The organism is Klebsiella michiganensis, from assembly GCF_002925905.1.
Taxonomy (GTDB): Bacteria; Pseudomonadota; Gammaproteobacteria; order Enterobacterales; family Enterobacteriaceae; genus Klebsiella; species Klebsiella michiganensis.
Window position 1 is genome coordinate 157,026 of record NZ_PRDB01000013.1, and the last position, 23,470, is coordinate 180,495.

The 23,470-nt window shown below is 51.6% G+C and carries 22 protein-coding genes; 12 read left to right on the forward strand and 10 right to left on the reverse strand.

Annotation, left to right across the window (positions count from 1 at the left end; all coding sequences use genetic code 11):
• Positions 1-558 precede the first annotated feature (558 nt).
• On the forward strand, positions 559-1,761 hold the full coding sequence (dacC, locus tag CDA56_RS22880) for a serine-type D-Ala-D-Ala carboxypeptidase (protein WP_103815374.1): 1,203 nt from the start codon (positions 559-561) through the stop codon (positions 1,759-1,761).
• 28 nt (positions 1,762-1,789) lie between these two features.
• Here the strand turns inward: dacC and deoR are convergent, their stop codons facing one another.
• Positions 1,790-2,548 carry a DNA-binding transcriptional repressor DeoR gene (gene deoR / locus CDA56_RS22885; RefSeq protein WP_004849345.1) on the reverse strand — a complete coding sequence of 253 codons (759 nt, stop codon included), beginning with the start codon at positions 2,546-2,548 and terminating at the stop codon, positions 1,790-1,792.
• Positions 2,549-2,673: 125 nt separating this feature from the next.
• Complete coding sequence (gene ybjG / locus CDA56_RS22890; RefSeq protein ID WP_103815376.1) at positions 2,674-3,267, reverse strand: undecaprenyl-diphosphate phosphatase; 594 nt, start codon at positions 3,265-3,267, stop codon at positions 2,674-2,676.
• A 318-nt stretch (positions 3,268-3,585) separates the two neighbouring features.
• Between ybjG and CDA56_RS22895 the strand changes: the two genes are divergently transcribed.
• The gene (locus tag CDA56_RS22895) at positions 3,586-4,821 is read left to right on the forward strand and encodes an MFS transporter (RefSeq protein ID WP_032748874.1); all 1,236 of its coding nucleotides are present in this window, start codon (positions 3,586-3,588) and stop codon (positions 4,819-4,821) included.
• Between the two features lie 47 nt (positions 4,822-4,868).
• Here the strand turns inward: CDA56_RS22895 and CDA56_RS22900 are convergent, their stop codons facing one another.
• Entirely contained in the window at positions 4,869-5,684 is an 816-nt protein-coding gene (locus tag CDA56_RS22900) for a Cof-type HAD-IIB family hydrolase (protein WP_104011431.1), read from the reverse strand.
• Positions 5,684-6,886, reverse strand: a complete 1,203-nt coding sequence (locus CDA56_RS22905) for an MFS transporter (protein ID WP_025108032.1) — start codon at positions 6,884-6,886, stop codon at positions 5,684-5,686. Before CDA56_RS22905 ends, CDA56_RS22900 begins: the two co-directional genes overlap by 1 nt.
• A 182-nt stretch (positions 6,887-7,068) precedes the next feature.
• Between CDA56_RS22905 and CDA56_RS22910 the strand changes: the two genes are divergently transcribed.
• Complete coding sequence (locus CDA56_RS22910; RefSeq protein ID WP_048261089.1) at positions 7,069-7,611, forward strand: TetR/AcrR family transcriptional regulator; 543 nt, start codon at positions 7,069-7,071, stop codon at positions 7,609-7,611.
• A gap of 320 nt (positions 7,612-7,931) precedes the next feature.
• Here CDA56_RS22910 and CDA56_RS22915 read toward each other — a convergent pair whose 3' ends face one another.
• The 4 genes from CDA56_RS22915 to CDA56_RS22930 form a co-directional block, all read right to left on the reverse strand.
• Positions 7,932-8,792: a pentapeptide repeat-containing protein gene (locus tag CDA56_RS22915; protein WP_103815378.1), complete on the reverse strand. Its 861-nt coding sequence runs from the start codon at positions 8,790-8,792 to the stop codon at positions 7,932-7,934.
• Between the two features lie 115 nt (positions 8,793-8,907).
• Entirely contained in the window at positions 8,908-9,942 is a 1,035-nt protein-coding gene (locus tag CDA56_RS22920) for a phage integrase (protein WP_103815380.1), read from the reverse strand.
• 82 nt (positions 9,943-10,024) lie between these two features.
• Entirely contained in the window at positions 10,025-11,701 is a 1,677-nt protein-coding gene (locus CDA56_RS22925) for an SNIPE associated domain-containing protein (RefSeq protein WP_103815382.1), read from the reverse strand.
• Between the two features lie 20 nt (positions 11,702-11,721).
• Positions 11,722-12,318 carry a phage repressor protein CI gene (locus CDA56_RS22930; RefSeq protein WP_103815384.1) on the reverse strand — a complete coding sequence of 199 codons (597 nt, stop codon included), beginning with the start codon at positions 12,316-12,318 and terminating at the stop codon, positions 11,722-11,724.
• Between the two features lie 95 nt (positions 12,319-12,413).
• Here CDA56_RS22930 and CDA56_RS22935 point away from each other — a divergent pair, with 95 nt between their 5' ends.
• From CDA56_RS22935 to CDA56_RS22995, 9 genes are all read left to right on the forward strand, one after another.
• The gene (locus CDA56_RS22935; RefSeq protein WP_012016743.1) at positions 12,414-12,635 is read left to right on the forward strand and encodes a MerR family transcriptional regulator; all 222 of its coding nucleotides are present in this window, start codon (positions 12,414-12,416) and stop codon (positions 12,633-12,635) included.
• Positions 12,636-12,667: 32 nt separating this feature from the next.
• Positions 12,668-13,177, forward strand: a complete 510-nt coding sequence (locus CDA56_RS22940) for a phage regulatory CII family protein (protein WP_103815386.1) — start codon at positions 12,668-12,670, stop codon at positions 13,175-13,177.
• A gap of 7 nt (positions 13,178-13,184) precedes the next feature.
• The gene (locus CDA56_RS22945; protein ID WP_103815388.1) at positions 13,185-13,385 is read left to right on the forward strand and encodes a phage filamentation protein Fil family protein; all 201 of its coding nucleotides are present in this window, start codon (positions 13,185-13,187) and stop codon (positions 13,383-13,385) included.
• Positions 13,349-13,690, forward strand: a complete 342-nt coding sequence (locus CDA56_RS22950; protein WP_103815390.1) for a DUF5347 domain-containing protein — start codon at positions 13,349-13,351, stop codon at positions 13,688-13,690. The genes CDA56_RS22945 and CDA56_RS22950 overlap by 37 nt, the downstream gene beginning before the upstream one ends.
• A gap of 67 nt (positions 13,691-13,757) precedes the next feature.
• Positions 13,758-13,994: a DUF2732 family protein gene (locus tag CDA56_RS22955; protein ID WP_103815398.1), complete on the forward strand. Its 237-nt coding sequence runs from the start codon at positions 13,758-13,760 to the stop codon at positions 13,992-13,994.
• On the forward strand, positions 13,994-14,221 hold the full coding sequence (locus CDA56_RS22960) for a TraR/DksA family transcriptional regulator (RefSeq protein WP_103815392.1): 228 nt from the start codon (positions 13,994-13,996) through the stop codon (positions 14,219-14,221). The genes CDA56_RS22955 and CDA56_RS22960 overlap by 1 nt, the downstream gene beginning before the upstream one ends.
• Before the next feature lie 19 nt (positions 14,222-14,240).
• Positions 14,241-16,622: a replication endonuclease gene (locus CDA56_RS22965; RefSeq protein WP_103815394.1), complete on the forward strand. Its 2,382-nt coding sequence runs from the start codon at positions 14,241-14,243 to the stop codon at positions 16,620-16,622.
• 461 nt (positions 16,623-17,083) lie between these two features.
• Positions 17,084-18,571 (forward strand): group II intron reverse transcriptase/maturase, encoded by a 1,488-nt coding sequence (gene ltrA, locus CDA56_RS22975; protein WP_161952885.1) that lies wholly within the window; start codon positions 17,084-17,086, stop codon positions 18,569-18,571.
• A gap of 541 nt (positions 18,572-19,112) precedes the next feature.
• The gene (locus tag CDA56_RS22995; RefSeq protein WP_103814674.1) at positions 19,113-20,546 is read left to right on the forward strand and encodes an SEFIR domain-containing protein; all 1,434 of its coding nucleotides are present in this window, start codon (positions 19,113-19,115) and stop codon (positions 20,544-20,546) included.
• Between the two features lie 35 nt (positions 20,547-20,581).
• Here CDA56_RS22995 and CDA56_RS23000 read toward each other — a convergent pair whose 3' ends face one another.
• Together CDA56_RS23000 and CDA56_RS23005 are read right to left on the reverse strand one after the other, a co-directional pair.
• Positions 20,582-21,622, reverse strand: coding sequence for a phage portal protein (locus CDA56_RS23000; RefSeq protein WP_103814677.1), 1,041 nt, complete (start codon positions 21,620-21,622; stop codon positions 20,582-20,584).
• Entirely contained in the window at positions 21,622-23,388 is a 1,767-nt protein-coding gene (locus CDA56_RS23005; protein WP_103814679.1) for a terminase ATPase subunit family protein, read from the reverse strand. Before CDA56_RS23005 ends, CDA56_RS23000 begins: the two co-directional genes overlap by 1 nt.
• Positions 23,389-23,470 lie beyond the last annotated feature (82 nt).

Below are 23,470 nucleotides of genomic sequence, written 5' to 3' on the forward strand. Positions count from 1 at the left end.
ATAAAAGATCAGTGTTTTATGAAAAATGAAAGAGCAAATCGACATAGGTTGTGACTAAGGGCTTTCATTACCAGAGACGGTGAGGCTATCGAGGGGGAGGGCGTAGAAGGTGAGGCGCTGGATGATGTCGAAGTGCTCGGAGTTGCAACGCACGTGATCAACGATATGAGGCAGGGTGATAGCCCTGTTTGAAGGGAGTAAAAATGGGGCAGATTTTGGGGCAAAATGGCGTTTGGGGCACGGTTTGGGGCAATCAAATGTCCGCATTTGTCCGCATTTGTCCCGAAGTCAACCGCGCTATATCATTGAAAGTATTTCAGATCATTGAATTTGCTAAACTATTTTTTTGCATGCCATAATAAAGTTAATATTTAGGCAACCGCGATCAAAAAAATTGCGCTGTTTGCAGCACCGGACGAGGTTATTGCGTAAACTTTAAAAACTTTACCAACTCGCTGTTTCTTTAAGGTCATTTGTACGCTTTACTCACCGGCTGCTGCGGCGCGGAACGAGTGTGGCGGCATATTTTTGTTTGGAAAGGATACTTGGGTGGCTCTTATGACGCATGATGCTTTTTCCCTTCGCGGCCTCGCGGCAGGCTGCGCGCTTTTACTTCTCGTTGCGCCTGCGGTGCAGGCTGCGGAACAACTCCCCGATGCGCCATCCATTGACGCGCGAGCCTGGATCCTGATGGACTATGCCAGCGGCAAAGTGCTCAGCGAAGGTAATGCCGACGAAAAACTCGACCCGGCGAGCCTGACCAAAATCATGACCAGCTACGTTGTCGGCCAGGCGTTAAAGGCGGGTAAGATTAAGTCTACAGATATGGTGACCATCGGACGCGATGCGTGGGCCACCGGTAACCCGGCGCTGCGCGGCTCTTCGGTGATGTTCCTCAAGCCGGGGATGCAGGTGTCGGTAGAAGATCTTAACAAGGGCGTCATCATTCAGTCCGGCAACGACGCCAGCATCGCGATAGCCGACTACGTGGCGGGCAGCCAGGACGCGTTTGTCAGCCTGATGAACGGCTATGCGCAGAAAATGGGCCTGACCAATACCACCTTTATGACCGTGCACGGTCTGGACGCGCCGGGCCAGTTCAGTACCGCCCGCGATATGGCGCTGCTCACCAAAGCGATGATCCATGACGTGCCGGAAGAGTATGCGATCCATAAAGAAAAAGAGTTCACCTTCAACAAAATCCGCCAGCCGAACCGCAACCGCCTGCTGTGGAGCACGAACCTCAACGCTGACGGGGTGAAAACCGGGACCACCGCCGGGGCGGGCTACAATCTGGTTTCTTCCGCGACGCAAAACGATATGCGCCTGATTGCCGTCGTGCTCGGCACCAAAACTGACCGTATCCGTTTTAACGAATCAGAAAAACTGCTGACCTGGGGATTCCGCTTCTATGAAACCGTGACGCCGATTAAACCCGATGCCACTTTCATTACCCAGCGCGTCTGGTTTGGCGATAGCAGTGAAGCGAAGCTGGGGGCGGGCGAGGCGGGTTCCATCACGCTGCCGAAAGGCCAGCTGAAAAACCTCAAGGCCAGCTACACCCTGAACGATACGCAGCTGACCGCGCCGCTGACCAAAGGGCAGGTTGTCGGCACCATCGACTTTAGACTGAATGATAAAACCATTGAGCAGCGGCCGCTGATTGTGATGGAAGCGGTAAACGAAGGCGGTTTCTTTAGCCGGATGATCGATTTCGTGCTGATGAAACTGCACGGCTGGTTCGGAGGTTGGTTCTCTTAAAATGCAGGCCGCGCCCTGCGGGGCGCGGTTAGTAAAGCAGTGAAATTTGTTTTTCCTTCGCCAGCGCGAGCAGATCGTCATCCGGACAGACGTCGCTGGCTATTACGTCAAACTGCGATAAATCCCCCATCCGCGCCGGCCGGACTTTGCCGAATTTACTGTGATCGACAACCAGCACGTGGTAGCGAGCGCTTTTCATCGCCCAGTGTTTGACCGGCAGCTCTTCCAGGTTAAAACAGGTCGCGCCCTGCTCGCAATCGACGCCCGCGGCGGAATAAAACGCGATGTCCGGGCACAGGTGGCTCAGCGTATCCTGCAGGCTTAGCGGTTTAAAAATGGCGTTGCTGGCGTGGAACTCGCCGCCGCACAAAATCGCGCGGCACTGGGGCTTTTCCTGTAAGGAAAGAAAGGTATTGAGCGAATAGCAGACGCCGGTAAAGGGCAGGGCGCTATCGATGGCGTCGATGATCCACGGCGTGGTGGTCCCGCAGTCAAAAAAGGCCATCTGGTGGGGCTCAAGCAGCTTTGCCGCATGGCGGGCTGCGCGGCGCTTTTCATCCACAAGGCGCGTTTTCTGATCGCTCAGCAGATAGTGCGTTGCGCTGCGCGGCTCCAGAACGATATAGCCGCCCAGCAACACGACCGGGCCGCTGTGGCCGTTGAGGTCGCGACGAATGGTCATCTCTGACACGCCAAGCAGGGTGGCCGCTTCTTTTAGATGGAGTTTATCACTGCGCTTGAGTGCCTGAATAAGCTGGCTGATGCGTTCGTCACGACGAGTTTCCATATTCCCTCTAAGCTGAAAGCGCCCTGCATTGACAGGGCGTCAGCGGCGATTTTACCTGCCGGAAGAGGCTTAGTCACGCGCAGGAATCGGGCGCTGCCGCAACTTTACCGGCTGGTCAGGAACGTCTATTCGCGCACCCAGCCTTTGCGAATCGGCAGCGAAAAGAACAGGCGGTACAGCCGCTGCAGATGCTGATAGAGGGTTTTTCCGCCGCTTTGCCACAGCAGTTGGGCGCTAAGGCAGGCGAGCATCGCGGTGAGAAGCCCGCCCAGCATGTCCATCGGCCAGTGAACGCCGAGATAGACCCGGGCCCAGGCAATCGCGCAGGCAACGGCGATAAGCAGCGCGCCCGACCACAGGCGGTGCCAGAACATAAAGGCCAGCGCAAAGGTAAAGCAGATAGTACCGTGATTGCTTGGGAAGGAGTTATTGGGTGAATGATGCAGGAAGTTATAGCCCACACCGGCGGCAAACGGACGTTCATGCGGAAAAAACACGCCGAATATCCATGAAAGCGTGAGGCTAATCGCGAGCGCCATCATCACCTTAAATACTAGCTGACGCTGGTTTGGCCCCCAAAGCCATAAGGCGAATACCAATAATGGCACAATAATAATCAGGTCTTTGGCGATAAACGTCGCGATTTCAATTGCCCACCACGGCGACGCGGGGGTGGCATTGAGGAATGCAAACAGCGAGTAGTTAATATTTTCCAGCATACATCCAGGCTCTTGGGTCCGTTAGCAACAAGCCGCCCACCTTAAAAAACGGTGGCGATAAGGTAAAGCAGTATTGTCTTAATTATCAGTTTGTTATGAATGAAAGTGCGTATGTGGCTTCGTTAACAGACTGAGTAAAGGAGTATATAGCCTGTAATCTAATTGAAACATAAACGAAATATATACAGTGGGATTTTCATTCGGTGATGGCGACGCGGTCTCTGCGTGGCGATATTTCTCTTCATCGCTCACAATTCACTATCTCCCCGGCACGACTTTCATTAAACTTTGCGCGGTTTTATTTAAATAAGAGATTTCATGCACAATTCTTCGCTTTCAGGCAAACGCCTCGGACGTCAGGCGCTGCTCTTTCCGCTGTGCCTGGTGTTATACGAATTCGCCACCTATATCGGCAATGACATGATCCAGCCGGGAATGCTCTCGGTGGTGGAAGAGTTTGGCGTGGGCAATGAGTGGGTTCCGACCTCAATGACCGCCTATCTGGCCGGCGGTATGTTTTTGCAGTGGCTGCTGGGGCCGCTTTCGGATCGCATCGGCCGCCGTCCGGTCATGCTGACCGGGGTGGTATGGTTTATCGTGACCTGCCTGGCGACGCTGCTGGCGCAGACGATTGAGCAGTTCACGCTGCTGCGCTTTTTGCAGGGCATCAGCCTGTGCTTTATCGGCGCGGTTGGCTATGCGGCGATACAGGAGTCTTTTGAAGAGGCGGTGTGCATCAAGATCACGGCGCTGATGGCCAACGTCGCGCTGATTGCGCCGCTGCTTGGGCCGCTGGTGGGCGCGGCCTGGGTTCATCTCCTGCCGTGGGAGATGATGTTTGTCCTGTTTGCCGTGCTGGCCGCTATCGCCTTTTTTGGGCTACAGAAGGCGATGCCGGAAACCGCCACCCGCATGGGCGAGAAGCTATCGGTTAAAGAGCTGGGGCGTGATTATCGTGAGGTGCTGAAAAACCTGCGCTTTGTCGCCGGCGCGCTGGCCACCGGCTTTGTCAGCCTGCCGCTGCTGGCGTGGATTGCCCAATCGCCGGTGATCATCATCAGCGGCGAGCAGGCGACCAGCTACGAGTATGGTCTGCTGCAGGTGCCGATATTTGGCGCGCTGATTGCCGGTAACCTGGTGCTGGCGCGCCAGACTTCCCGCAAGACGGTGCGTTCGCTGATTATTCTCGGCGGCTGGCCAATTATGATCGGCCTGCTGATCTCCGCCGTCGCGACGGTGGCGTCAACCCACGCGTATTTGTGGATGACCGCCGGGCTGAGCGTTTACGCCTTCGGGATTGGGCTCGCTAACGCCGGGCTGGTACGCCTGACGCTGTTTGCCAGCGAGATGAGCAAGGGAACGGTGTCGGCGGCGATGGGGATGCTGCAAATGCTGATCTTTACCGTGGGTATCGAAGTGAGCAAGCACGCCTATGAGGCTGGCGGCAGCGGACTCTTCAGCTTGCTCAACCTGCTGAGCGGGGTGCTCTGGCTGGCGATGACGGTCTACTTCCTGAAGGATAAACGCGTAGGCAGCTCCCTCGAACCGCAGTAATCTTCAGATGCCCTGCTGCGACGTTACGCGCCGCAGCAGGCGCGGCCTCAGGCGAACGGCGCTTCGCGATTAAGCACTTTATCAATAATATGCAGCACGCCTTCTTCGTTATTGTGCGGCGCGCGGTAGCCGGCGACGGCCTTCACCGGCGCGGCGGCGTTGGCCATGGCGAAACCGAAGCCGGCCTGCTGCAGCATTTCGATATCGTTGCCGCTATCGCCAAACGCCACCACTTCATGGTTCTCGATCCCCCAGCGTTCCTGCAGGATGCGCAGTCCGTTAGCTTTATGCACGCCGGGAATAATCAGGTCAATGCTGCCGTAGCCGGTAGCGACCGCGGTCACCATATCGCCAAGCGCGGCGTGCAGCTTCGGCTGTATCTGCGGGATCAGCTGGTCCGGCACGTTGAGGCCGAATTTCAGAATCTCATCATCAGCAATATGATTAAAATCGTCGACCAGTTCGAGGCGATGATAGTACTTCGCCGCGACCGCTTTCAGCTCATCATTATACTGGTTGAGGGTATAAGCGCTGCGCTTACCGCAGGCGATGATTTCAATGTTGGTCAGCGTCTGGAGATGGTCGATAACAGTATTGAAATGCTCCTGCGGCATCCGGCAGTTAAACACGTCCTCGCCGGCGCTGACCACCCAGCCGCCGTTTTCGGCGACAAAGGCTATCTCATGGGCCACTTCGGGGAAGAAGGAGATAAGCTGGTAATACTGGTTGCCGCTGGCAACGACGAAGCGGATGCCCTGCTCGCGCATCCGTTGATACTGGGCGAGGAAGCGCTGACGGTTATAGGTTTTGGCATCGCTCAGAAAGGTGCCGTCCATGTCTACCGCAATCATTTTGATGCTCATTAACTGTTCTCCATCACGGGTTCAGATTGTGGCTTCGCTACCGCGCGGGCGACGATGGCCGCGACCAGCACGAGTGCCAGCACCACCATCATGGCGCTGCGCAGGCCGAAGTGTTCGCCGAGAAAGCCCAGCAGCGGCGGCCCGACGAGGAAGGCGAGGTAGCCGGTAATCGCCACCACGCTGACGCGCTTCGGCGCATCGGGGCCGGTGTCGCTGGCGGCAGAAATGGTCAGCGGGAAGCCCAGCGACGCGCCGAGGCCCCATAATAGTACGGAGAGTCCGGCGACCCACGGGTTATCGACGAAAATAATCAGGCCAATGCCCAGGGCGCCCATTACCGCGCTGGCGCGAACCACCGTCACCCGGCTGTAGCGGTCAATAAACCAGCCGCCGGTAAAGCGGCCAAGGGTCATGCCGAGGGTGAAGCCTGCGTAAATCAGCGAGCCGGAGGTTGGGCTGAAGCCGTGGCCGTCAACCATCAGCAGCGGCAGCCAGTCGTTGGCGGAGCCTTCAGCAAAGGCCATGGCCAGGACGATCACGCCAATCAGCAGCAGCTGGGCATCGCGCCATATCGGCAGGCCTTTGCCTTCATGGCGCGCCGCTTCCGCCGCATTTTTGCCGGTGCCTTCAGGGATCGCGCGAATGGCGATAGCAATGGGGGCGACGGCCACCAGCGCCGCCAGCAGGATGTGCGGCGCGGCGGGCAGGCCGAAGCCGGTTACCGCCATACCAATCCCGGCGCCGATGAGCGTACCGAAGCTGTAGAAACCATGCATCATCGGCAGGACGGTTTTATTCATCTCACGTTCAACGGCGGCGCCTTCGACGTTAATGGCCACTTCCGCGGAGCCAAAGCTGGCGCCGAAGATGGCTAAGCCGATAGCAAACAGCACCGCCGAGGTAAACCATAGCGCGGCGCTGAGCACCAGCATGCCGACCACCGCGCAGGACATGGTGGCGCGAATCACTTTACGGGTGCCGAATCGATTGACCAGCCACGCTGAGCAGAGGATGCCGCTCATCGAACCTATTGATAGTCCAAATAATACAATCCCCATTTCCGCCGTCGATAGCGCGAGCAGATCGCGAATCGCCGGCGTGCGGGTCGCCCATGAGGCCATGAGTAATCCGGGGATAAAAAAGAACATGAAGAGCGCCCACAGCCTTAGCTGGAGGGCTCTGCGGGAGGTTTGCGCTGTCATCCGTAAATGCCCGAGAGTGAAGAGATGCAGACAACAGTAGCAAGGTTGTGTACATTTGTACATCCAGGCAGGCTGCCGCGGAATGCTTTTTTATTGACCTCTATGATTCGATTCAGCCTGAGGCATATTTGACGCGTACGCCGTGGGATTCAGTATCTGTTTAAATGAAAGAGGAAAAGGGGATGGCCCGTCGACCAAACGACCCGCAGCGGCGGGAGCGGATTTTGCAGGCGACGCTGGACACGATCGCGATACACGGTATCCACGCGGTCACGCACCGGAAAATCGCCACCTGCGCGGGCGTGCCGCTGGGCTCGCTGACCTACTATTTCAGCGGCATTGAGGCGCTGGTCGAAGAGGCGTTCAGCCTGTTTACCGGCCAGATGTCGGCGCAGTATCAGCAGTTTTTTGCCGATGTGCATAGCCGCGAAGAGGCCTGTGACGCCATTGCGGAGCTGATTTTTAGCGCCCAGGTGACCACCGCGCGCAATATGGGGCTGATGTATCAGCTGTATGCTTTTTGCAGCAGCCAGCCGAATTTAAAAGCGGTCATGCAGAACTGGATGCTGCGCAGCCAGCGGACCCTTGAGCAGTGGTTTGAACCGGCCACGGCCCGCGGGCTTGACGCCTTTATCGAGGGGATGACGCTGCACTTCGTGACTGACAGAGCGCCGCTATCGAGAGAAGCGATTCGACTGATGGTAGACCGGCTGGCGGGAGCGTGAGCGGGGCGCAGAAAACAAAAAACCCATTTATGTAAACGGGTTAGTAAAAACAACAACTTGCAAGATAATCAATAAGTTAGTTTGGTGGTGAGAAGTGACGATTACGGGGTATTGCCAACCGCTGCCGCCACTTTGTCGCCATTTTCAAATGGGCGGTTAAGCACAAACTCTTGAAGCTGTTAAGTATGTCTCATCCGTTACTCAATCATCGAAACATTATTGACATTGAGAGAGCTTTATCATCAAATAGAAGACAGAGGAGATGCTGGTCAACTGAAGCTTGCTTCAGCCACGGGGTTCAATTCCCCCACTTCCTCATATCATTTGGAAAATTTAACATCTGGCCTCATTATTTTAATTTGACTAATTATGTTTTGTTCCGCAATTATATAATGAAGATCGGACGCCTTACATAGTTCAGTTATATCTATATTTGTAGCGTTTTTTAAGTTTGTACGATTTAAATTGCAACCTTCAAAATTTACACCTTCAAAACTCGAACCTACAAAAATTGAACTTTTAAAGTTACTGTTTTTGAAGTTTGTATTTTTAAAATCACAGTTATTGAATTTATTCCCCACAGATGTCGTTCTTTCAAAATTAGTATTTCTAAAATTACAATGCTCAAACCTTGCGTTTCTTATTTTGCTTTCTGAAAAATCTGACGATCTTAAAGAAGTTTCAATTACAGAAAGTGTGTTTATATATACTTTTTTCGCATTCAAAGCAGTAAGATCCGATTTTCTTATCTTAACATCACGAATTTCAACTCCATCGCCTCCAATTGCGATTCGATGTAGTGTATATATATCATGACCAAGTGATGATAGTCTTTTTAATATTCCTACTTTCCTTAAGTTTAGCTGGATGTCGTCATATTTAGCAATGTCACTTAATTCATCAAGCATCGAAGATACAATGGAATTGCTCTCTCCCTTTTTGTGGAAATAGAATAAGATTACCCCAAAAACAAAAAAGTCAACTACTGATGAGTTTAGGTTTACTAAAACCCCTTCCCAGAATTGTTTATTATAAAGGCCGGCAAAGGTATTCGGTAGTATATGAGTGCTTAACCAAGGAAAGAAAGTTGTTAATAAAAATACTATCAATAAATAAATACTGAATGTACTTAATGCAGCGAACACGGGATGTTCATAAAAGTAGGTAAGCACTTTTTTCATAAATTGATGGTCCAGTTCCTTTTAAAACTTTGTTTGATCACTATTTTGATAGCGTAAATGTAACAGTTAGTTGTTTGTTTTTAAATTGAAAATTAATTTCAACAAGAACTTTTTTTTATATGATTAGCACATCATTGGCCTTAAGGGTTGCCAAGGGATTGAAGCGTAAAGCGGTTTCAAGGTGGTCTGGAGCCAGGTGAGCATAGCGCATGGTCATTTTAATGTCGTGATGGCCGAGGATTTTCTGCAGGGCAAGGATATTGCCGCCCGACATCATAAAGTGTGCTGCGAACGTATGGCGTAGAACGTGGGTAAGCTGGCCACGAGGAAGCACTATGGAGGTTTTGTCCATCACAGACAAAAACTGGAAGTAGCAATCCGTAAAGAACTTGAAGCCGTCTAGGGCAATGATTTCCTCGTAAAGCTCTTTGCTAATCGGAATGCTTCGGTTCTTTTTGCCTTTGGTCCTGACGAACGTGATTCGGTACTTCGTGACCTGAGAGCGAGTGAGGTTCACCGCTTCGCGCCAGCGTGCTCCGGTACTCAAGCAGATTTTAACGACCAAAGCGAGCAGGGGGCTTTGGCGTTGGCAGTCGTATAGTAGCTCTGTGATCTGTTCATGCGTCAGCCATGCCATCTCTTTTTCGGCAATGGTGAACTTGCGCATGCTTTCCAGTGGGTTTGGCGCAGCCCATTCTCCAAGACGGGCCAGCTCGCTAAAAACACTGCTCAGATAGCTTTGCTCCAGATTGATAGTGACCGGGCTGGCTCCTTTCTTCCACTTTTCGCTAAAATAGATTTCACCCGTTAGGCGTTTGTCACGGTAATGCGCGAACAACTTAGAGCTGAGATCAGTAGCAAGAGGGTTTCCGAGTGCATCAACCATAAGGAGCAGCTTGTCGTAAACATGCTCACCCGCGGTCAAGGATTTGCCGTGCAGTTTGAACCAGAGTTCAACCACGTCTTTCAGAGTCCGACGGTCAATCGATTCACCCAGCCAAGGCTTAGCATCTGCCTCATCCATAGTATGACGCTCAAAAGCCAGCGCTTCGCCTTTGGTGGCGAACTGCTTACGCACACGACGCCCACTACGTCCGGCGGGATAGCATTCGCAAATCCATTTTCCTGTGTCGAGTTTTCGTACTGCCATAAAAAAGCCCTCATGTCTGAGGGCTAAATTTAACTGTATATACAAACAGTGGTCAATGTATGATTATGTGAAATCACATATATCAGGCAACAACGAGTTCTTCATTTGCAGCCTGCGCTGCTGTGCGTTCATTCTCAATTGCGAGAGATTCTCTATATTCTTTGGCATCGGCAAACATCGTCCAATGCGCATCGATATTCATATTGGCTACAGTAGATTTAATATCCTTAATGCCGACATTAAAGAATTCTTTCCGAGAATTGACCTTGTTAACCTGTTTTTCATTAAATACTTTATGCAAGTGATTCTCTAATGATGGTGCATCATCACTGTAGATCATTGCATGTACATCAAAGGCGAATGGAACACTGGCATCACCAAGTTCACGAACACGGTCTAGAGGTTCAAGGCGACGCGTCATACCAATTTTGTACACATCCTCACCGAACGAACCTATATTACTAATAACATAGACATGGCCTGAGCGTGTTTGTTGAGCCATCGAAATGGCTCGTTGGTTTTTGGCCTCAGCCTCTTCGAATTTAATTTGTAATTCAGCCAGTTTCTGCTCAAGAGCGAGTCGTTGCTCTTCACCTGCAAGCATTAGCTCTTTAGTCGCCTTGTCTATAGCCTGCTGAATTGCTTTTTCTTCTTTCTCGGCTTCTTTTATCGCTCTTTCGTATTCTCGACGTGCTTTCTCTTCTTCGCGTAACTGCTCTTTGATGCGCCTTTGTTCTTCTTTTTCTTCGAGCATAATTTCATTAACTGCAACGCCCCATTTCAGTTCGTTGAGTCGGGCTTGTAAGTATATATCAGTTATCTTAGCCGACCTAAATGCTGAGCCGTTATAATTCACAAGTTGAAATGCGTCTTTAATTTCCTGGGAAAGTTTACCGTAATTGTTATGTTTGATTTTAGAAAGTGTACTATCAACTTTTCCATTAAACGCATCTAATACAAATTTTATTGCAGTGTTACGTCTATTAGGTTCGACATAGTCACAACTTGCCGCTTTGCTCGTTTTGATTAAAGATTTTGTTAACTCTCTGGCTTTTTGAAGTTCTCTGCCTGCATCAGTAAATTCATAATTCTCAGCAAGTTCATCCAGAACGCTTCGGTTTGGAACAATCCATTCATCACCGTAACCTTCAATTTTATTTTTCATTGACTTGGCTACAGCTTGGTAGGTTTCTGCAAATTCTTTCGCTTCATATGCAGAACCAGCGATTTCTTTTGCTCTGCTCTCTGCATCAGCGACTATTTTCATTGCATTGTCGTTAGCATTGGAGATTAGCTCATCGGCCCTACTATTGGCGTTATCCAATCGTTCCTTGGCTTTTAAGCGAGCATCGCGAGCATCTTTAGTTATTACAACTGCTTCGTTGTTGGCATTACTTATCGTTAGTCGGGCTTGATTATTTGCTTCTAAAACGATGCTGGAGGCTTTAAGTTGTGCTTCATTTACTGTGCTCTTAGCAATCGAGTCTGCTGTTTTTATCGTCTTTTCTGCATTCAGAACAGCACTATGCAGTTCTTCATATTGCCACAAAGGAGCAGCTCTTCCTTCCAGTTCTGAGTGCTCTCGAACAGCGTTCGCTAAATGTTCTTGGCTTTCACTCAATTCATTCGAAAGAGCTATCTTTTGATGATTAAGTGCCTCGATCTCGATCTTATGTTGTTTGCTCTTCTTGAGCAAAATGACAGCCAGAATGGGGGCGAGTAAGGCTAACAGCAAAACTACAACAAGAAACAAATCCATTTTTAAATCCTTTTACTGAATCAGTATGTAACTGTTGTGCTTCTTATACATGCAATGACTTCTATATCTGAAAAAGCACACTCAAAACTATTTTCTGCAGTAGAGATTTTAATCATGCCTTTTGGCAGTCTCGTAATCAGTCTAACGGAATAGGTCCCATCGATATTGATCAACCAATGCCCATCTAATACTTCCGTGAATTTTTGATCACAGATGTATGTGGTACGGCCATCACGAACAACAATCGGGGATGAAAGATTGGTAGGAAGAAATGATGCGTCAAAAACGCAAGAACCATCTTCAACCATTTTGCCAGCAGTGAAGGAAAACTGCGCCAGTTCTTCAGTAGTCGCTGTTTTCGAGCTTTGCTTAAGACCCTGCCCAGTGGTTAACCAATTGAGAGATACACCAGTTTCGAGGGCGCACTGGATTATCCAGTCAGCAGGGAACGTGTCCCGCATGTACCTGTTAGCCAAAGTGCTCTTTGAGACATCTAGGTGATCGGCTAATGCCTGCCGAGTTGTAAAACCATACGCCTCTACCAATCGTTCAATCGCAGCTTTTCCTCCCTGATTGGGATTTATTTTGATCTCATTTGGGTACTTTGATGTTGACATATCTCTTATGCGATCCTAGTATCTGTTTTGTTCCCATTTGGGGACTTGTCACGATTACAAACGGCTCACCACAAGCCAATAGGAGATGTTGCATCATGACCCCTAATATTTCAATCACTCTAAACACACCGCATGTCACAATTGAACGCTATAGCGAGCTAACTGGGCTGCCTGTTGACACCATAAACGACATGCTTGCAGATGGTCGGTTGCCTCGTCATCGCCTTCGTAAAGATAAGAAGCGTGAAAAGGTAATGATTAACATCGTCGCTTTAACCGTTGATGCACTCTCAGATTGCAATGTGACTATCAACTAGTTCCATTTTGAGACTTCATGGAGCAACTGACTATGTTTGACTATCGCATATCAAAACATCCTTATTTCAATGAAGCTTGCCGGGCTTTCGCTATACGCCACAACATGGCGAAGTTGGCAGAACGTGCAGGTATGAACGTTCAAACCCTGCGTAATAAGCTTAACCCTGAGCAGCCGCATCAGCTCACAGCACCTGATATTTGGCTGCTGACCGATCTCACCGAAGACTCAACGCTGGTTGACGGGTTCTTGGCTCAGATTCACTGCCTGCCATGTGTGCCAACCAATGAAGTCGCACGGGAGAAAATGCCGCAGTACGTCCTGAAAGCCACCGCCGAGATCGGTCGTGTCGCTGCAAGTGCGGTTTCTGGTGTTCAGCTAAATGCGACCACCCGCCGCCAGGTCGTTGAAAGCGTCAATTCTGTTACTCGTCTAATGGCACTTACCGCTATTTCTCTGCAGGCTCGTTTACAGGCTAATCCAGCAATGGCCAGTGTCGTCGATACCGTGACGGGCCTTGGTTCTTCGTTTGGGCTGAGCTGAGGTGTTTATGCTGAACAATGAACCCTCATTTGCGTCTCTTCTCGTTAAGCAAAGCCCGGCAATGCACTGCGGCCATGGCTGGATCATGGGGAAAGATGGTAAGCGCTGGCATCCGTGCCGCTCGCAGGATGCACTTCTAGCCGAACTGTCCACTATCCAACAGGGGAAACCATGGCTATTGAAGGTCCTGCAGCGACTGTTCCACTGAGTACCGGTCAGCGCCTGAATGGGCTGAACCACATCGCGGAGCTGAGAGCAAAAGTGTTTGGTCTGAATATTGAGCAGGAGCTGGAACGGTTTATTAATGAGATGCGCGAGCCACGCGACATTAACCACAAACAGAACGAGAGGGCACTGGCCGCTATATTCTTCATGGCAAAAATTCCGGCAGAACGTCACAGCGTCAACATTAATGAGCTGACCACTGACGAAACGCGGGAACTGATAAAAGCAATGAATCATTTTCGTGCAGTGGTGAGCTTATTTCCCAAACGGCTAACCATGCCGAATTAACCCCAAACAGAAATTAATGGCGTAAACCCGCCGGGCATTCTTTTGCCCAAATTCATGAGAAATGATTATGCGAAATAGTGAAACACGTATCACCAAAACCGGACCGGATGATGCCGGTTTATTCCAGCTGTTTAACGAGACTCGCCTGGATGAGCGTAAAAGCTGCGCCTTTGCCGTTTCCATACGCATGGAGGCACTGGCGATCCACATCCTCAAAGAGGGAATGAACGGAGTGGAGGCGGCAGAATTGCTGCGTCGTGAAGTCGCCCGTTTTGAAGCTGAATCACGCGGGGACTGGCACTGATGGCGGACTCCATGGATCTGGTACAGCAGCGCGTCGAAGAGAACCTTCAACGCCATATTCAGAACGCCCGCGTCAGAAAGCCAGGCATTGCCCGCGTTCTTTGCATCGACTGCGACGCGCCAATTCCAATAGCACGCAGACAAGCCATTCCGGGCGTGCAGTGTTGCGTGACGTGTCAGGAAATCGCAGAACTGAAAGGGAAGCACTACACCCGAGGGGCGCTGTGAGCTTCGGAGCCTGTCAGTGATGCCTGAATTAACAAAAGATAAAGGCGGCCCGACTGAGGCCGCCGGGGTTTTCCCATGGAATGCCCCAAAAAAAGTAGTAAACCCCTATCTGGACCCGGCGGAAGTTGCGCCGGTGTCTGCGCTTTCATACCTGATCACTCTCTACGCTGCGGATAACGAGCAGGAACAGCTGCGCAGTGAGGTGCTGAGTGATGAGGTCTGGGAGCGCTATTTCTTCAATGAATCCCGTGACCCTGTTCAGCGTGAAATGGAACAGGACCAGCTCATCAGTCGCGTCAAAATGGCCCGTGAGCAGCAGCGCTTCAATCCCGATTTAGTCATTCTTGCTAACGTCAGCGCCGAACCTGCCCACGTCAGCAAGCCACTGCTGGAAAGGATTAAATTCTTCCAGGGGTTGGGGAGGCCGAAAGCATATTCCCGTTATCTGCGCGAAACCATCCGACCGTGTCTTGAACGGCTGGAGCGCGTGCGTGAAAGTCAGGTGGCTGCCTCGTTCAGGTTTATGGCAAGCCACGAAGGGCTGGAGGGGCTGCTGGTACTGCCGGAAATGAATCAGGAGCAGGTCAAACGGTTGTCCACGCTGGTTGCGGCGCACATGAGTATGTGTCTCGATGCCGCCTGCAGCGATCTGTTAGTGACTGATGACGTCAAGCCTGAACAAATTCGCCAGTCATGGGAAAAAGTAGCGGCAGAGTCTATGCGCCTTGATGTGATTCCACCTGCCTTTGAACAGTTGCGCCGTAAGAAACGCCGTCGTAAGCCGGTGCCCTATGACCTTATTCCGGGTTCGCTGGCGCGTATGCTATGTGCAGACTGGTGGTATCGCAAGCTGTGGCAGATGCGCTGTGAGTGGCGGGAAGAACAGCTGCGCGCCGTTTGCCTGGTCAACAGGAAAGCGTCCCCATACGTCAGTTATGAAGCCGTGATCCACAAACGCGAGCAGCGCCGTAAATCGCTGGAGTTTTTCCAGTCGCACGAGCTGGTCAATGCCGACGGCGACACGCTGGATATGGAGGACGTGGTGAACGCCAGCAGCAGCAACCCGGCGCATCGTCGTAATGAAATGATGGCCTGTGTGAAAGGACTGGAGCTGATCGCAGAAATGCGCGGCGACTGCGCCGTATTTTATACCATCACCTGCCCGTCACGCTTCCACGCCACACTGAACAACGGCAGGCCCAATCCGAAGTGGACCAGCGAAACGGTCCGGCAGAGCAGTGACTACCTGGTTGATACCTTTGCCGCATTCCGCAAAGCCATGCACAAAGCCGGGCTGCGCTGGTACGGCGTCCGCGTTGCTGAACCTCACCATGACGGCACTGTGCACTGGCATCTGCTGTGCTTCATGCGCAAAAAAGACCGTCGCACGCTAACTGCTCTGCTGCGTAAATTTGCCATTCGCGAGGACCGTGACGAGCTGGGCAACAATACTGGCCCGCGCTTCAAGTCTGAACTCATCAACCCTCGTAAAGGTACCCCGACCAGCTACATCGCCAAATACATCAGCAAGAACATCGACGGGCGTGGACTGGCAAAAGAGATCAGCAAAGAAACCGGCAAATCACTTCGCGACAGCGCCGAGCACGTCAGTGCCTGGGCATCCCTGCACCGGGTTCAACAGTTCCGTTTCTTCGGTATTCCCGGGCGTCAGGCATACCGCGAACTGCGTTTGCTAGCCGGGCAGGCCGCGAGAGCGCAGTGTGATAAAAAAGTCGGTGCGCCTGTGCTGGAAAATGCGCGGCTGGATGCCGTGCTGGCTGCTGCCGACGCGGGCTGCTTTGCCACTTACATCATGAAACAGGGCGGCGTAATGGTTCCCCGCAAACATCACCTTATCAGAACCGCATATGAGTTTAACGATGAGCCTGGCACCTACGGCGATCACGGCATCCGTATCTATGGCATCTGGTCCCCGATTGTTGAGGGCCGGATCTGCACGCACGGAATGAAGTGGAAAATGGTTCGTAAGGCCGTTGACGTTCAGGAGGCGACAGCCGACCAGGGCGCTCGCGCCCCTTGGACTCGTGGCAATAACTGTCCCCCTGTTGAAAAAATGTACCAGGCAGGGGGCGAATTACCGGGCAGCGAAGAACCTGCAGCGCTACCGGACTTCGAAAACATGAGTAAAAAAGAGCTGCGTGAGCTGACAGCAAGGCTGCGGCTGGTCAAACCGAAGCGCCGTAAAGGCTACAAACAGGAAATTACGGAACACCAACAACTGCAGCTTGATGCGGAGCTGCGGTCTAGAGGATTTGACGCGAGTGAAACGGAGGTGGATCTGCTTCTGCGTGGCGGAAGTCTGCCATCTGGGGCCGGGCTGCGCCTGTTCTACCGGAACCAGCGTCTACAGGAGGATGACAAATGGCGTCAGTGGTACTGAAAAATGCAGGAATGAGGTTATAGATTAATCAAAGGGTTAGCTGAGTAAAAAAGTATTTCAGCTTTAAAATTATATGATGTACTGTATATATAAACAGTGTGCGCCGGGAGACCGGTAAAGATCAAGGGGTGAAAGTCCCCGACCATTGAAGGACCAGCAATCCACAGGGTCCCTGAGTCATGCGTTGTATACCGTGAGGTATGGGGCGAAGCGTTGACAGGGGTGTTGACAGGCCAGCCATTGAGCCACGAAATGTATATTAAATTCCCGGGTGCCGACGTTGTACTGTTTACGGAAGGCAACATCATAGGGTGCGTTACTGCGAGTGCCATATGGACCCGGCGGGGTCTGAGACCCTGGCATGTCAATACGATCTTTACGCGGGAACCGGGAGATCTCCCCTCTGACCATCTGCCAGTGCCGGAGATGGCCCGCACCGGGAAGGCGAGGAGCCGAAGCCGGTGATGTACGGAGAGGAGAAGTCGGACTTGCTCATAGTAGCTGCGAAGCTGGCGAACAATCCGCAAGGAGCGGAGTCAGTGGAGCGAAGGAGCGGGGCCAAGGGAAACGCGGAACAGCCACACATGCGCCGGACGCAGAGCCGGGAAAGTATGTCACAGAGGCTGTCACGCGTGCGGGAAGCTGCGAAGCAGCGGAAGAAAGAACGGTTTACCGCATTGTTCCACCTCCTGACAGCAGAGGCACTGGAGAACGCATTCCTCTCCCTGAGCAGGAAAGCGGCTGCCGGAGTTGATGGTGTCAGGTGGAAGGACTACGCCGAAAACCTGAAGGTCAACATAGCAGATCTGCACCGGAGGCTTCATCAGGGCAGTTACAGGGCTCAGCCCGGCAGGCGGCACTACATCCCGAAAGCGGATGGAAAACAGCGCCCGCTCGGCATCGCCTCACTGGAGGACAAAATCGTCCAGTATGCGCTGGTTAAGATCCTGAATGCAGTCTACGAAAATGACTTTATGGGGTTTTCATACGGGTTCAGACCCGGGCGAAGCCAGCACAATGCGCTGGACGCACTGGCCACAGGGCTGGTTCGGACCAATGTAAACTGGGTACTGGATGCCGATATCAGTCAGTTCTTCGACAAGGTAAGCCATGAATGGCTAATCAGGTTCATAGAACACAGAATCGGCGACCAGAGGGTAATCAGGCTCATACGAAAGTGGCTCACAGCCGGGACCTCAGAGGAAGGAGAATGGCGGGCATCGGAGGAAGGCACCCCACAGGGTGCGGTTATCTCGCCGCTGCTGGCAAACATCTACCTCCACTATGTCTTCGATCTGTGGGCGCATCAGTGGCGACGCCGCCATGCCACAGGCAATGTGGTCATGGTCAGATACGCAGATGACATAGTCATCGGGTTCGACAAGCGAATCGACGCTCAATGCTTTCGTATAGCCATGCAGCGCAGACTGAAGGAGTTCGGACTCACGGTACATCCGAAGAAAACCCGACTGATGGAGTTCGGCCGCTTCGCAGCCGAAAACCGCGCCAGCAGGGGAAAAGGTAAACCAGAAACGTTCAACTTCCTCGGGTTCACGCATATCAGTGGGAAAGATCGTAGTGGCAGGTTCATGCTGATACGAAAGACACGCCGGGACAGGATGACGGCGACACTGAAAGCGATCAAGGACGGACTACGAAAGCGCTGGCATTACTCAATCCCCGAACAGGGAAAATGGCTCAGGAGAGTGGTTCAGGGATACCTGAACTACCACTCAGTCCCGGGCAACTATCCCATGATGCGGAAGTTCAGGATATACGTAACAGACCTCTGGCGACGGGCGCTGAGGCGCAGGAGCCAGCAGGATGATACGACATGGACGAAAGCAAACAGACTGGCAGCCGTATGGCTGCCGAAGGTTCGGGTTCTGCATCCATGGCCTGTGGAGCGGTTCACCGCCAGACACCCAAGGCAGGAGCCCGGTGCGTGAATAGCGCACGCCGGGATCTGTGCGGGGGGTACCCGGTAACGGGTATCCCTACCGCGACAATATTGGGAGGGAGTTGTGAACGATTTGTTCATGGAATCACTTGCACTGCAGCGGATAGAACTTATGGCCCGGCTGGTTGCCAGCTCAGATTGTAGCGATGACGATAAGGAGGTTGCGATTTCGTGGCTGTCGGAGCTGACAAGCGATCTGGTTACTAGGCTGAATGAATATGGGATAAGGCAGGATGAGAGTACGCATTAGTGATTCCGCACCATGGGAAACTCCCTCCCATATGGCACCCTGCGGTTTGAGAAATCAGCGCATGTCTATGTTGCATGGATTCGCATGATCCAAAAAGGATCGCATTGGGTCGGGGCCGCCAGAACTGGCGCGCTTTCCGGCCCGTCATGCATCTGCATGAAAACCACTACACAAAGCGGGCAGGCGTGGCGGGGATACGAGCGCGCGCAACGGGTGTACGCCTAGACTTGTTGAAATATTTATCATATAAATCTATTGTCAAATCTAGGGGAGTCAGAGGATGATCCAGCCGAAAGTATTTATATCCTATAGTTGGTCTAGTAAAACTCATCAGCAACATATCAAGGATATGGCTGAACGATTAGCAGCGGATGGGGTTGAAACTGTCATAGATATCTATGATTTGAAAGAAGGGGATGATAAAAACCATTATATGGAACGTATGGTTCAGGATGAAACCGTCACACATGTCTTAGTAATTTGTGATAAGAAATATTCTGAAAAAGCTGACCTTAGAAAGGATGGTGTCGGTGTAGAGTCTATGATAATTTCTCAGGAAATATATTCATCCGTTTCACAATCCAAATTTATACCGCTGATTTTTGAGTATAAAGAAAGTGGTGCTCCTTATGTTCCTATATTTCTGAAGTCCAGAATTTATATTGATTTTTCTACGCCGGAGAAAGAAAATGATAATTGGGAACGATTAATTAGGCTGCTCTATGGAAAGCCAGAGTTTACAAAGCCACCATTGGGCAAGCCGCCTATCTATTTGGAACAAGATACATCGAAGCCAACATATGAAATTCATGCTAAATTTCAAACGTTAAAGTCGGCGGTATTAAACCAAAAGCAGAATGTAAAGGAGTGCAGAAGGCAGTTTCTTGAGATATGTCGAAGTTATTGTGTATCGTTACAGGTATTAACGAAACCAACTACGGATGATTTTGCAGCAGAAGTATTGCAAATTCATAAGGAGCTTATCCCTGTGAGGGACGCCATTACTGATTGGATTATTCTTGAGGGGGATACTCAGAACGAGGATTTCTCTAAAGCACTACTGCAGTTTATGGAAGTAATGCTAGCGATCAGAAGTCGGCCAAAAAATATTAACTCATGGAATGATTTATGGTTTCTTTCGCATCAGATTTTTGCTTATGAAACATTCTTATATATATTGGCAGCATTAATAAAAATTGAAGCTTTTCAGCAGATATATATTTTACTACATACATCCTATCTTTTGCCTGATCATCTAGTTAGCCCTGGTACGGAGTTTGCTAACTATAGTGAATTTTTTGTAAACTCTGATTTCCTTCAAAGTAAATTGGCTCCTGAAAATTACCGACTACATTCACCCGTTGCAGAGTTGGTTAAACTAAGTGCAACAAGAGAAGATGTGTCTTTTGATGATTTGAAACAGGCTGATCTCGTTGCTCTTATGATATCCTTCATTAGTCCGGGAGTTTATTGGTATCCCCAATTATTACTATATTCTGCGCATTACGAAAAATATCCTCTTTTTACAAGGGCAATACAGCATAGAGGATTTAAAAATATTGCGACTATCACTGGGGTTAATGATAGTGAACTTTTAGTTCAGAAGCTGACTGAAGGTGATGCTAAGCGAAATACTAGCAACTGGCACCACTTCAGCTTTAATAGAAATTTCCTTGAACAAATGAATGTTAACCGTTTAGACAGCATTGATTAGAAAAATAAAAGGCGCTTTTTAAAGCGCCTAGTTTTTTATAAATCAATATCTAAGGTGTATTTTTCGAAACAGATCACTTCTTCACCTAGCCATTTATTCAGTTCCTGCAGTCGCTTCTGCAGTGGCATCAGTTCGTTGCGGACAAAGACGCGGCTGGCCTTTTCCACGTCACCGAATCCGCCGGTATTGTTGGGGATGATGCCCATCATCTGCGGGGGGACGCGGTGCGCCGCCATCATGTCATCACGGCTCACATTTTTGATATTCAGAAACTCATCCTTTGCCGCTACTTCTGACAGTGGGATGATCTGGATGCCGTCCTTTTTTCCGTTGGGTGAGTACATAAACAGGTTGCGGAAGTTGCCCGGTCCCTTGGCGCTTTTCATCGCATGGCGGATGTTGTTCACGTCCTCCTGGTTCTGTGCCGCGTCGGTCATGTACATAATAAATCCTGCGTGGCTGCCGTTCAGATAATACTTCCGGCGGAACAGCGTTGCGGACTCATTCAGCAGGGTTGACGGGATGGCCGAAAGATAGCCTGGCAGCCCGTAAATTTCCTGGTTAATGTCCGGCTCCAGCAGATGAAAAATGCTTCCCGGCGTAAATTCATAGGGCTGGGAGGTCATGCCGTATTGCACGAACCAGTAGGTGTCGAGATCAACGCCGCGCCGCGTGTATTTCGCCAGGGTCGGCTCCAGTGACAGCACGCCACCGAGCCGGTTAGTGCGCTTTTCCAGGTAAGCATTACCAAATACCAGGTAATCCTGCACAAAACGGGTAAAAACTTGCTGGCTTAGCAGGCGGTGCGGGATGTATGTGCTGCTGAGAATGTCACGCTTAACGGCAATCGGTGAGCTGTGATGCACGGCGGCGCGGTAGGTGCGTGCCAGTCCGTCAAAGCTTACCGGCGGTTCGTACCAGCGATCCATCTGTACGCATTCCACATAATCCAGGAGTTCGCGGCGGTCCAGAACCGGAATAGGATCGCCGAAGCTGAATGCTTCAGCTGCTGCGCCGCCGCCGCTGTGCTGAACAGTGTGAGCAGCCGATGTGCGGCGGTTCTTACGTTTTCCCATCAAAAAATCTCCACGATGTTGCTGGTATTGGCGGCTTCGCCCTGCAGCGGTTCGTTAAATAGTGCATGCATCGTTGCCCAGGCCAAATCTGCGTGGCTGGCTTCTTCGCTGCGGCTGGCTTCGTAGGTGGGGCGGTTTCCGCTGGCGGTAGTGGCCCGTCGGATAGCCATGAATGACTGCGCGATATCGGTATGACCGGCGTCAAACTCAATGCGGCGGTGACTGATGATGTCGTATGCCTTGAGCACCAGGGCGTTTTTGACGTTGGGGTTATAGACAAACTCCCGGACGGCAGGGAAAAAGCCTTTAACGTTCTCATAGACGCCGTGACCGACGCCGGTGGAGTCAATGCCGATATAGGTTACGTTGTACTGCAGAGTGAGCTGGCGGATAGCTTCTGCCTGGGCGCGGAAGTCCATTCCGCGCCACTGGTGGCGCTCCAGTATGCGGAACTTGCCGCCGGGAACGGATGGCGGGGCGATAACGACGCACCCGGCGCTGTCACCGTTCTGGGTGCCTTTCGCCGGGTCATATCCGATCCACACCTCGCCCCAGCCAAACGGACGCAGAGCCAGTGCATGAAAATCTTCCCAGACCTCCCAGCTGTCCACCATGCAGGCCTGCAGGTCGGAAAGCGGGAACACGGACGCGAGATCGTCAATAAATTCACACATCAGCAGGTTCTGGTATTCGTCCGGGCTGTATTCCAGTCGCAGCTGGTCGAGGTCGAACAGGTTACAGCCCCCGCGCACGGCATCTTCCACCGTCACAATCTGCCGGAACTGACCATCAGCACAAAGCAGGCCAGCCGCCAGCGCCGAGTGGGTCAGGTCGATATCCACACGGTCCGTTTTTGAGCGACCACGGTTATACAGCGCGCCAGACCAGAAAGGATAGGCGCTGTGCATCAGGCTGGACGGGGTAGAAAAATAGGTTTGCCGCCACTTTTTGTGCAGCGCCATACCGGAGGCGACTTTGCGCAGCTCCTGGAATTTCGGTATCCAGAAATATTCATCCAGGTACAGGTTGCCGTGGTAGCTCTGCGCGGTGCGGGCATTGGTCCCCAGAAAATACAGCGTGGCACCGTTCGGCAGGACCATCGGATCGCCTTTCAGCTCAACGTCTACCTCTTTGGCGAACTCAATGATGTAGCCTTTAAAGACATGCGCCTGGGCTTTACTGGCCGACAGGAAAATTTGGTTTCGACCAGTCACCAGGGCATCGATCAGCGCCTCACGCGCAAAATAATACGTTGCCCCGATTTGGCGGGACTTCAGCACGTTGCGGATACGATGCTTTATCCCTGCTTCCCACCAGTGGCGCTGATATTCGAACAGGCCAGCGCGGAAAATCTCTTCCAGCTTTTCGATCTGTTCGTCGCTGAACAGGTTTTTTTCAGGGGGTTTGCGGGGGCCGCGGTTGCGGTTTTCCACGTTCGGGTTTAAATCGGCCTCGTTGCCGCCGTTGTTAAATTTCCCGATGCGGGCGTGGCGCTCGGACTGGCGCGCCAGCAGGTCAATTTCCTTAAAATCCTTCCCTTCTTTTTGCTCCTTCATGATCAGCTGGCAGTACCGTGCGGCGGTGGTGAGCTGCATCTGGTCAAGCGGACCATAGCTGCCCCATTTGTCGCGCTTTTTCCAGCTGTGAACGGTTGCGGCTTTCTCGCCCAGCATTTCTGCAATGCGGGCTATGCGGTATCCCTGAAAATACAGCAGTAGTGCCTGCCGACGGGGATCGAGGTCTGCGGGAGTCAATGTTGTGTTCATGGCACAAGACTACGGCCTTGACAGGAGCCTTTCCCCGGCTGGCTTTTGTGTGGTTTACCGCACAAGGTCTGCGCGTTGTTTC

Bases quoted from the DNA above. Each gene is read 5' to 3' on its own strand.
- ybjG (WP_103815376.1), bottom strand. From the start codon at position 3,267: ATGCTGGAAAATATTAACTACTCGCTGTTTGCATTCCTCAATGCCACC.
- CDA56_RS22895 (WP_032748874.1), top strand. From the start codon at position 3,586: ATGCACAATTCTTCGCTTTCAGGCAAACGCCTCGGACGTCAGGCGCTG.
- CDA56_RS22920 (WP_103815380.1), bottom strand. From the start codon at position 9,942: ATGGCAGTACGAAAACTCGACACAGGAAAATGGATTTGCGAATGCTAT.
- CDA56_RS22935 (WP_012016743.1), top strand. From the start codon at position 12,414: ATGACCCCTAATATTTCAATCACTCTAAACACACCGCATGTCACAATT.
- CDA56_RS22915 (WP_103815378.1), bottom strand. From the start codon at position 8,792: ATGAAAAAAGTGCTTACCTACTTTTATGAACATCCCGTGTTCGCTGCA.
- CDA56_RS22905 (WP_025108032.1), bottom strand. From the start codon at position 6,886: ATGACAGCGCAAACCTCCCGCAGAGCCCTCCAGCTAAGGCTGTGGGCG.
- CDA56_RS22910 (WP_048261089.1), top strand. From the start codon at position 7,069: ATGGCCCGTCGACCAAACGACCCGCAGCGGCGGGAGCGGATTTTGCAG.
- CDA56_RS23000 (WP_103814677.1), bottom strand. From the start codon at position 21,622: ATGGGAAAACGTAAGAACCGCCGCACATCGGCTGCTCACACTGTTCAG.
- CDA56_RS22950 (WP_103815390.1), top strand. From the start codon at position 13,349: ATGGCTATTGAAGGTCCTGCAGCGACTGTTCCACTGAGTACCGGTCAG.
- CDA56_RS22960 (WP_103815392.1), top strand. From the start codon at position 13,994: ATGGCGGACTCCATGGATCTGGTACAGCAGCGCGTCGAAGAGAACCTT.
- CDA56_RS22955 (WP_103815398.1), top strand. From the start codon at position 13,758: ATGCGAAATAGTGAAACACGTATCACCAAAACCGGACCGGATGATGCC.
- CDA56_RS22945 (WP_103815388.1), top strand. From the start codon at position 13,185: ATGCTGAACAATGAACCCTCATTTGCGTCTCTTCTCGTTAAGCAAAGC.
- CDA56_RS22965 (WP_103815394.1), top strand. From the start codon at position 14,241: ATGCCTGAATTAACAAAAGATAAAGGCGGCCCGACTGAGGCCGCCGGG.
- CDA56_RS22900 (WP_104011431.1), bottom strand. From the start codon at position 5,684: ATGAGCATCAAAATGATTGCGGTAGACATGGACGGCACCTTTCTGAGC.
- CDA56_RS23005 (WP_103814679.1), bottom strand. From the start codon at position 23,388: ATGAACACAACATTGACTCCCGCAGACCTCGATCCCCGTCGGCAGGCA.
- CDA56_RS22995 (WP_103814674.1), top strand. From the start codon at position 19,113: ATGATCCAGCCGAAAGTATTTATATCCTATAGTTGGTCTAGTAAAACT.
- CDA56_RS22930 (WP_103815384.1), bottom strand. From the start codon at position 12,318: ATGTCAACATCAAAGTACCCAAATGAGATCAAAATAAATCCCAATCAG.
- dacC (WP_103815374.1), top strand. From the start codon at position 559: ATGACGCATGATGCTTTTTCCCTTCGCGGCCTCGCGGCAGGCTGCGCG.
- CDA56_RS22925 (WP_103815382.1), bottom strand. From the start codon at position 11,701: ATGGATTTGTTTCTTGTTGTAGTTTTGCTGTTAGCCTTACTCGCCCCC.
- CDA56_RS22940 (WP_103815386.1), top strand. From the start codon at position 12,668: ATGTTTGACTATCGCATATCAAAACATCCTTATTTCAATGAAGCTTGC.
- deoR (WP_004849345.1), bottom strand. From the start codon at position 2,548: ATGGAAACTCGTCGTGACGAACGCATCAGCCAGCTTATTCAGGCACTC.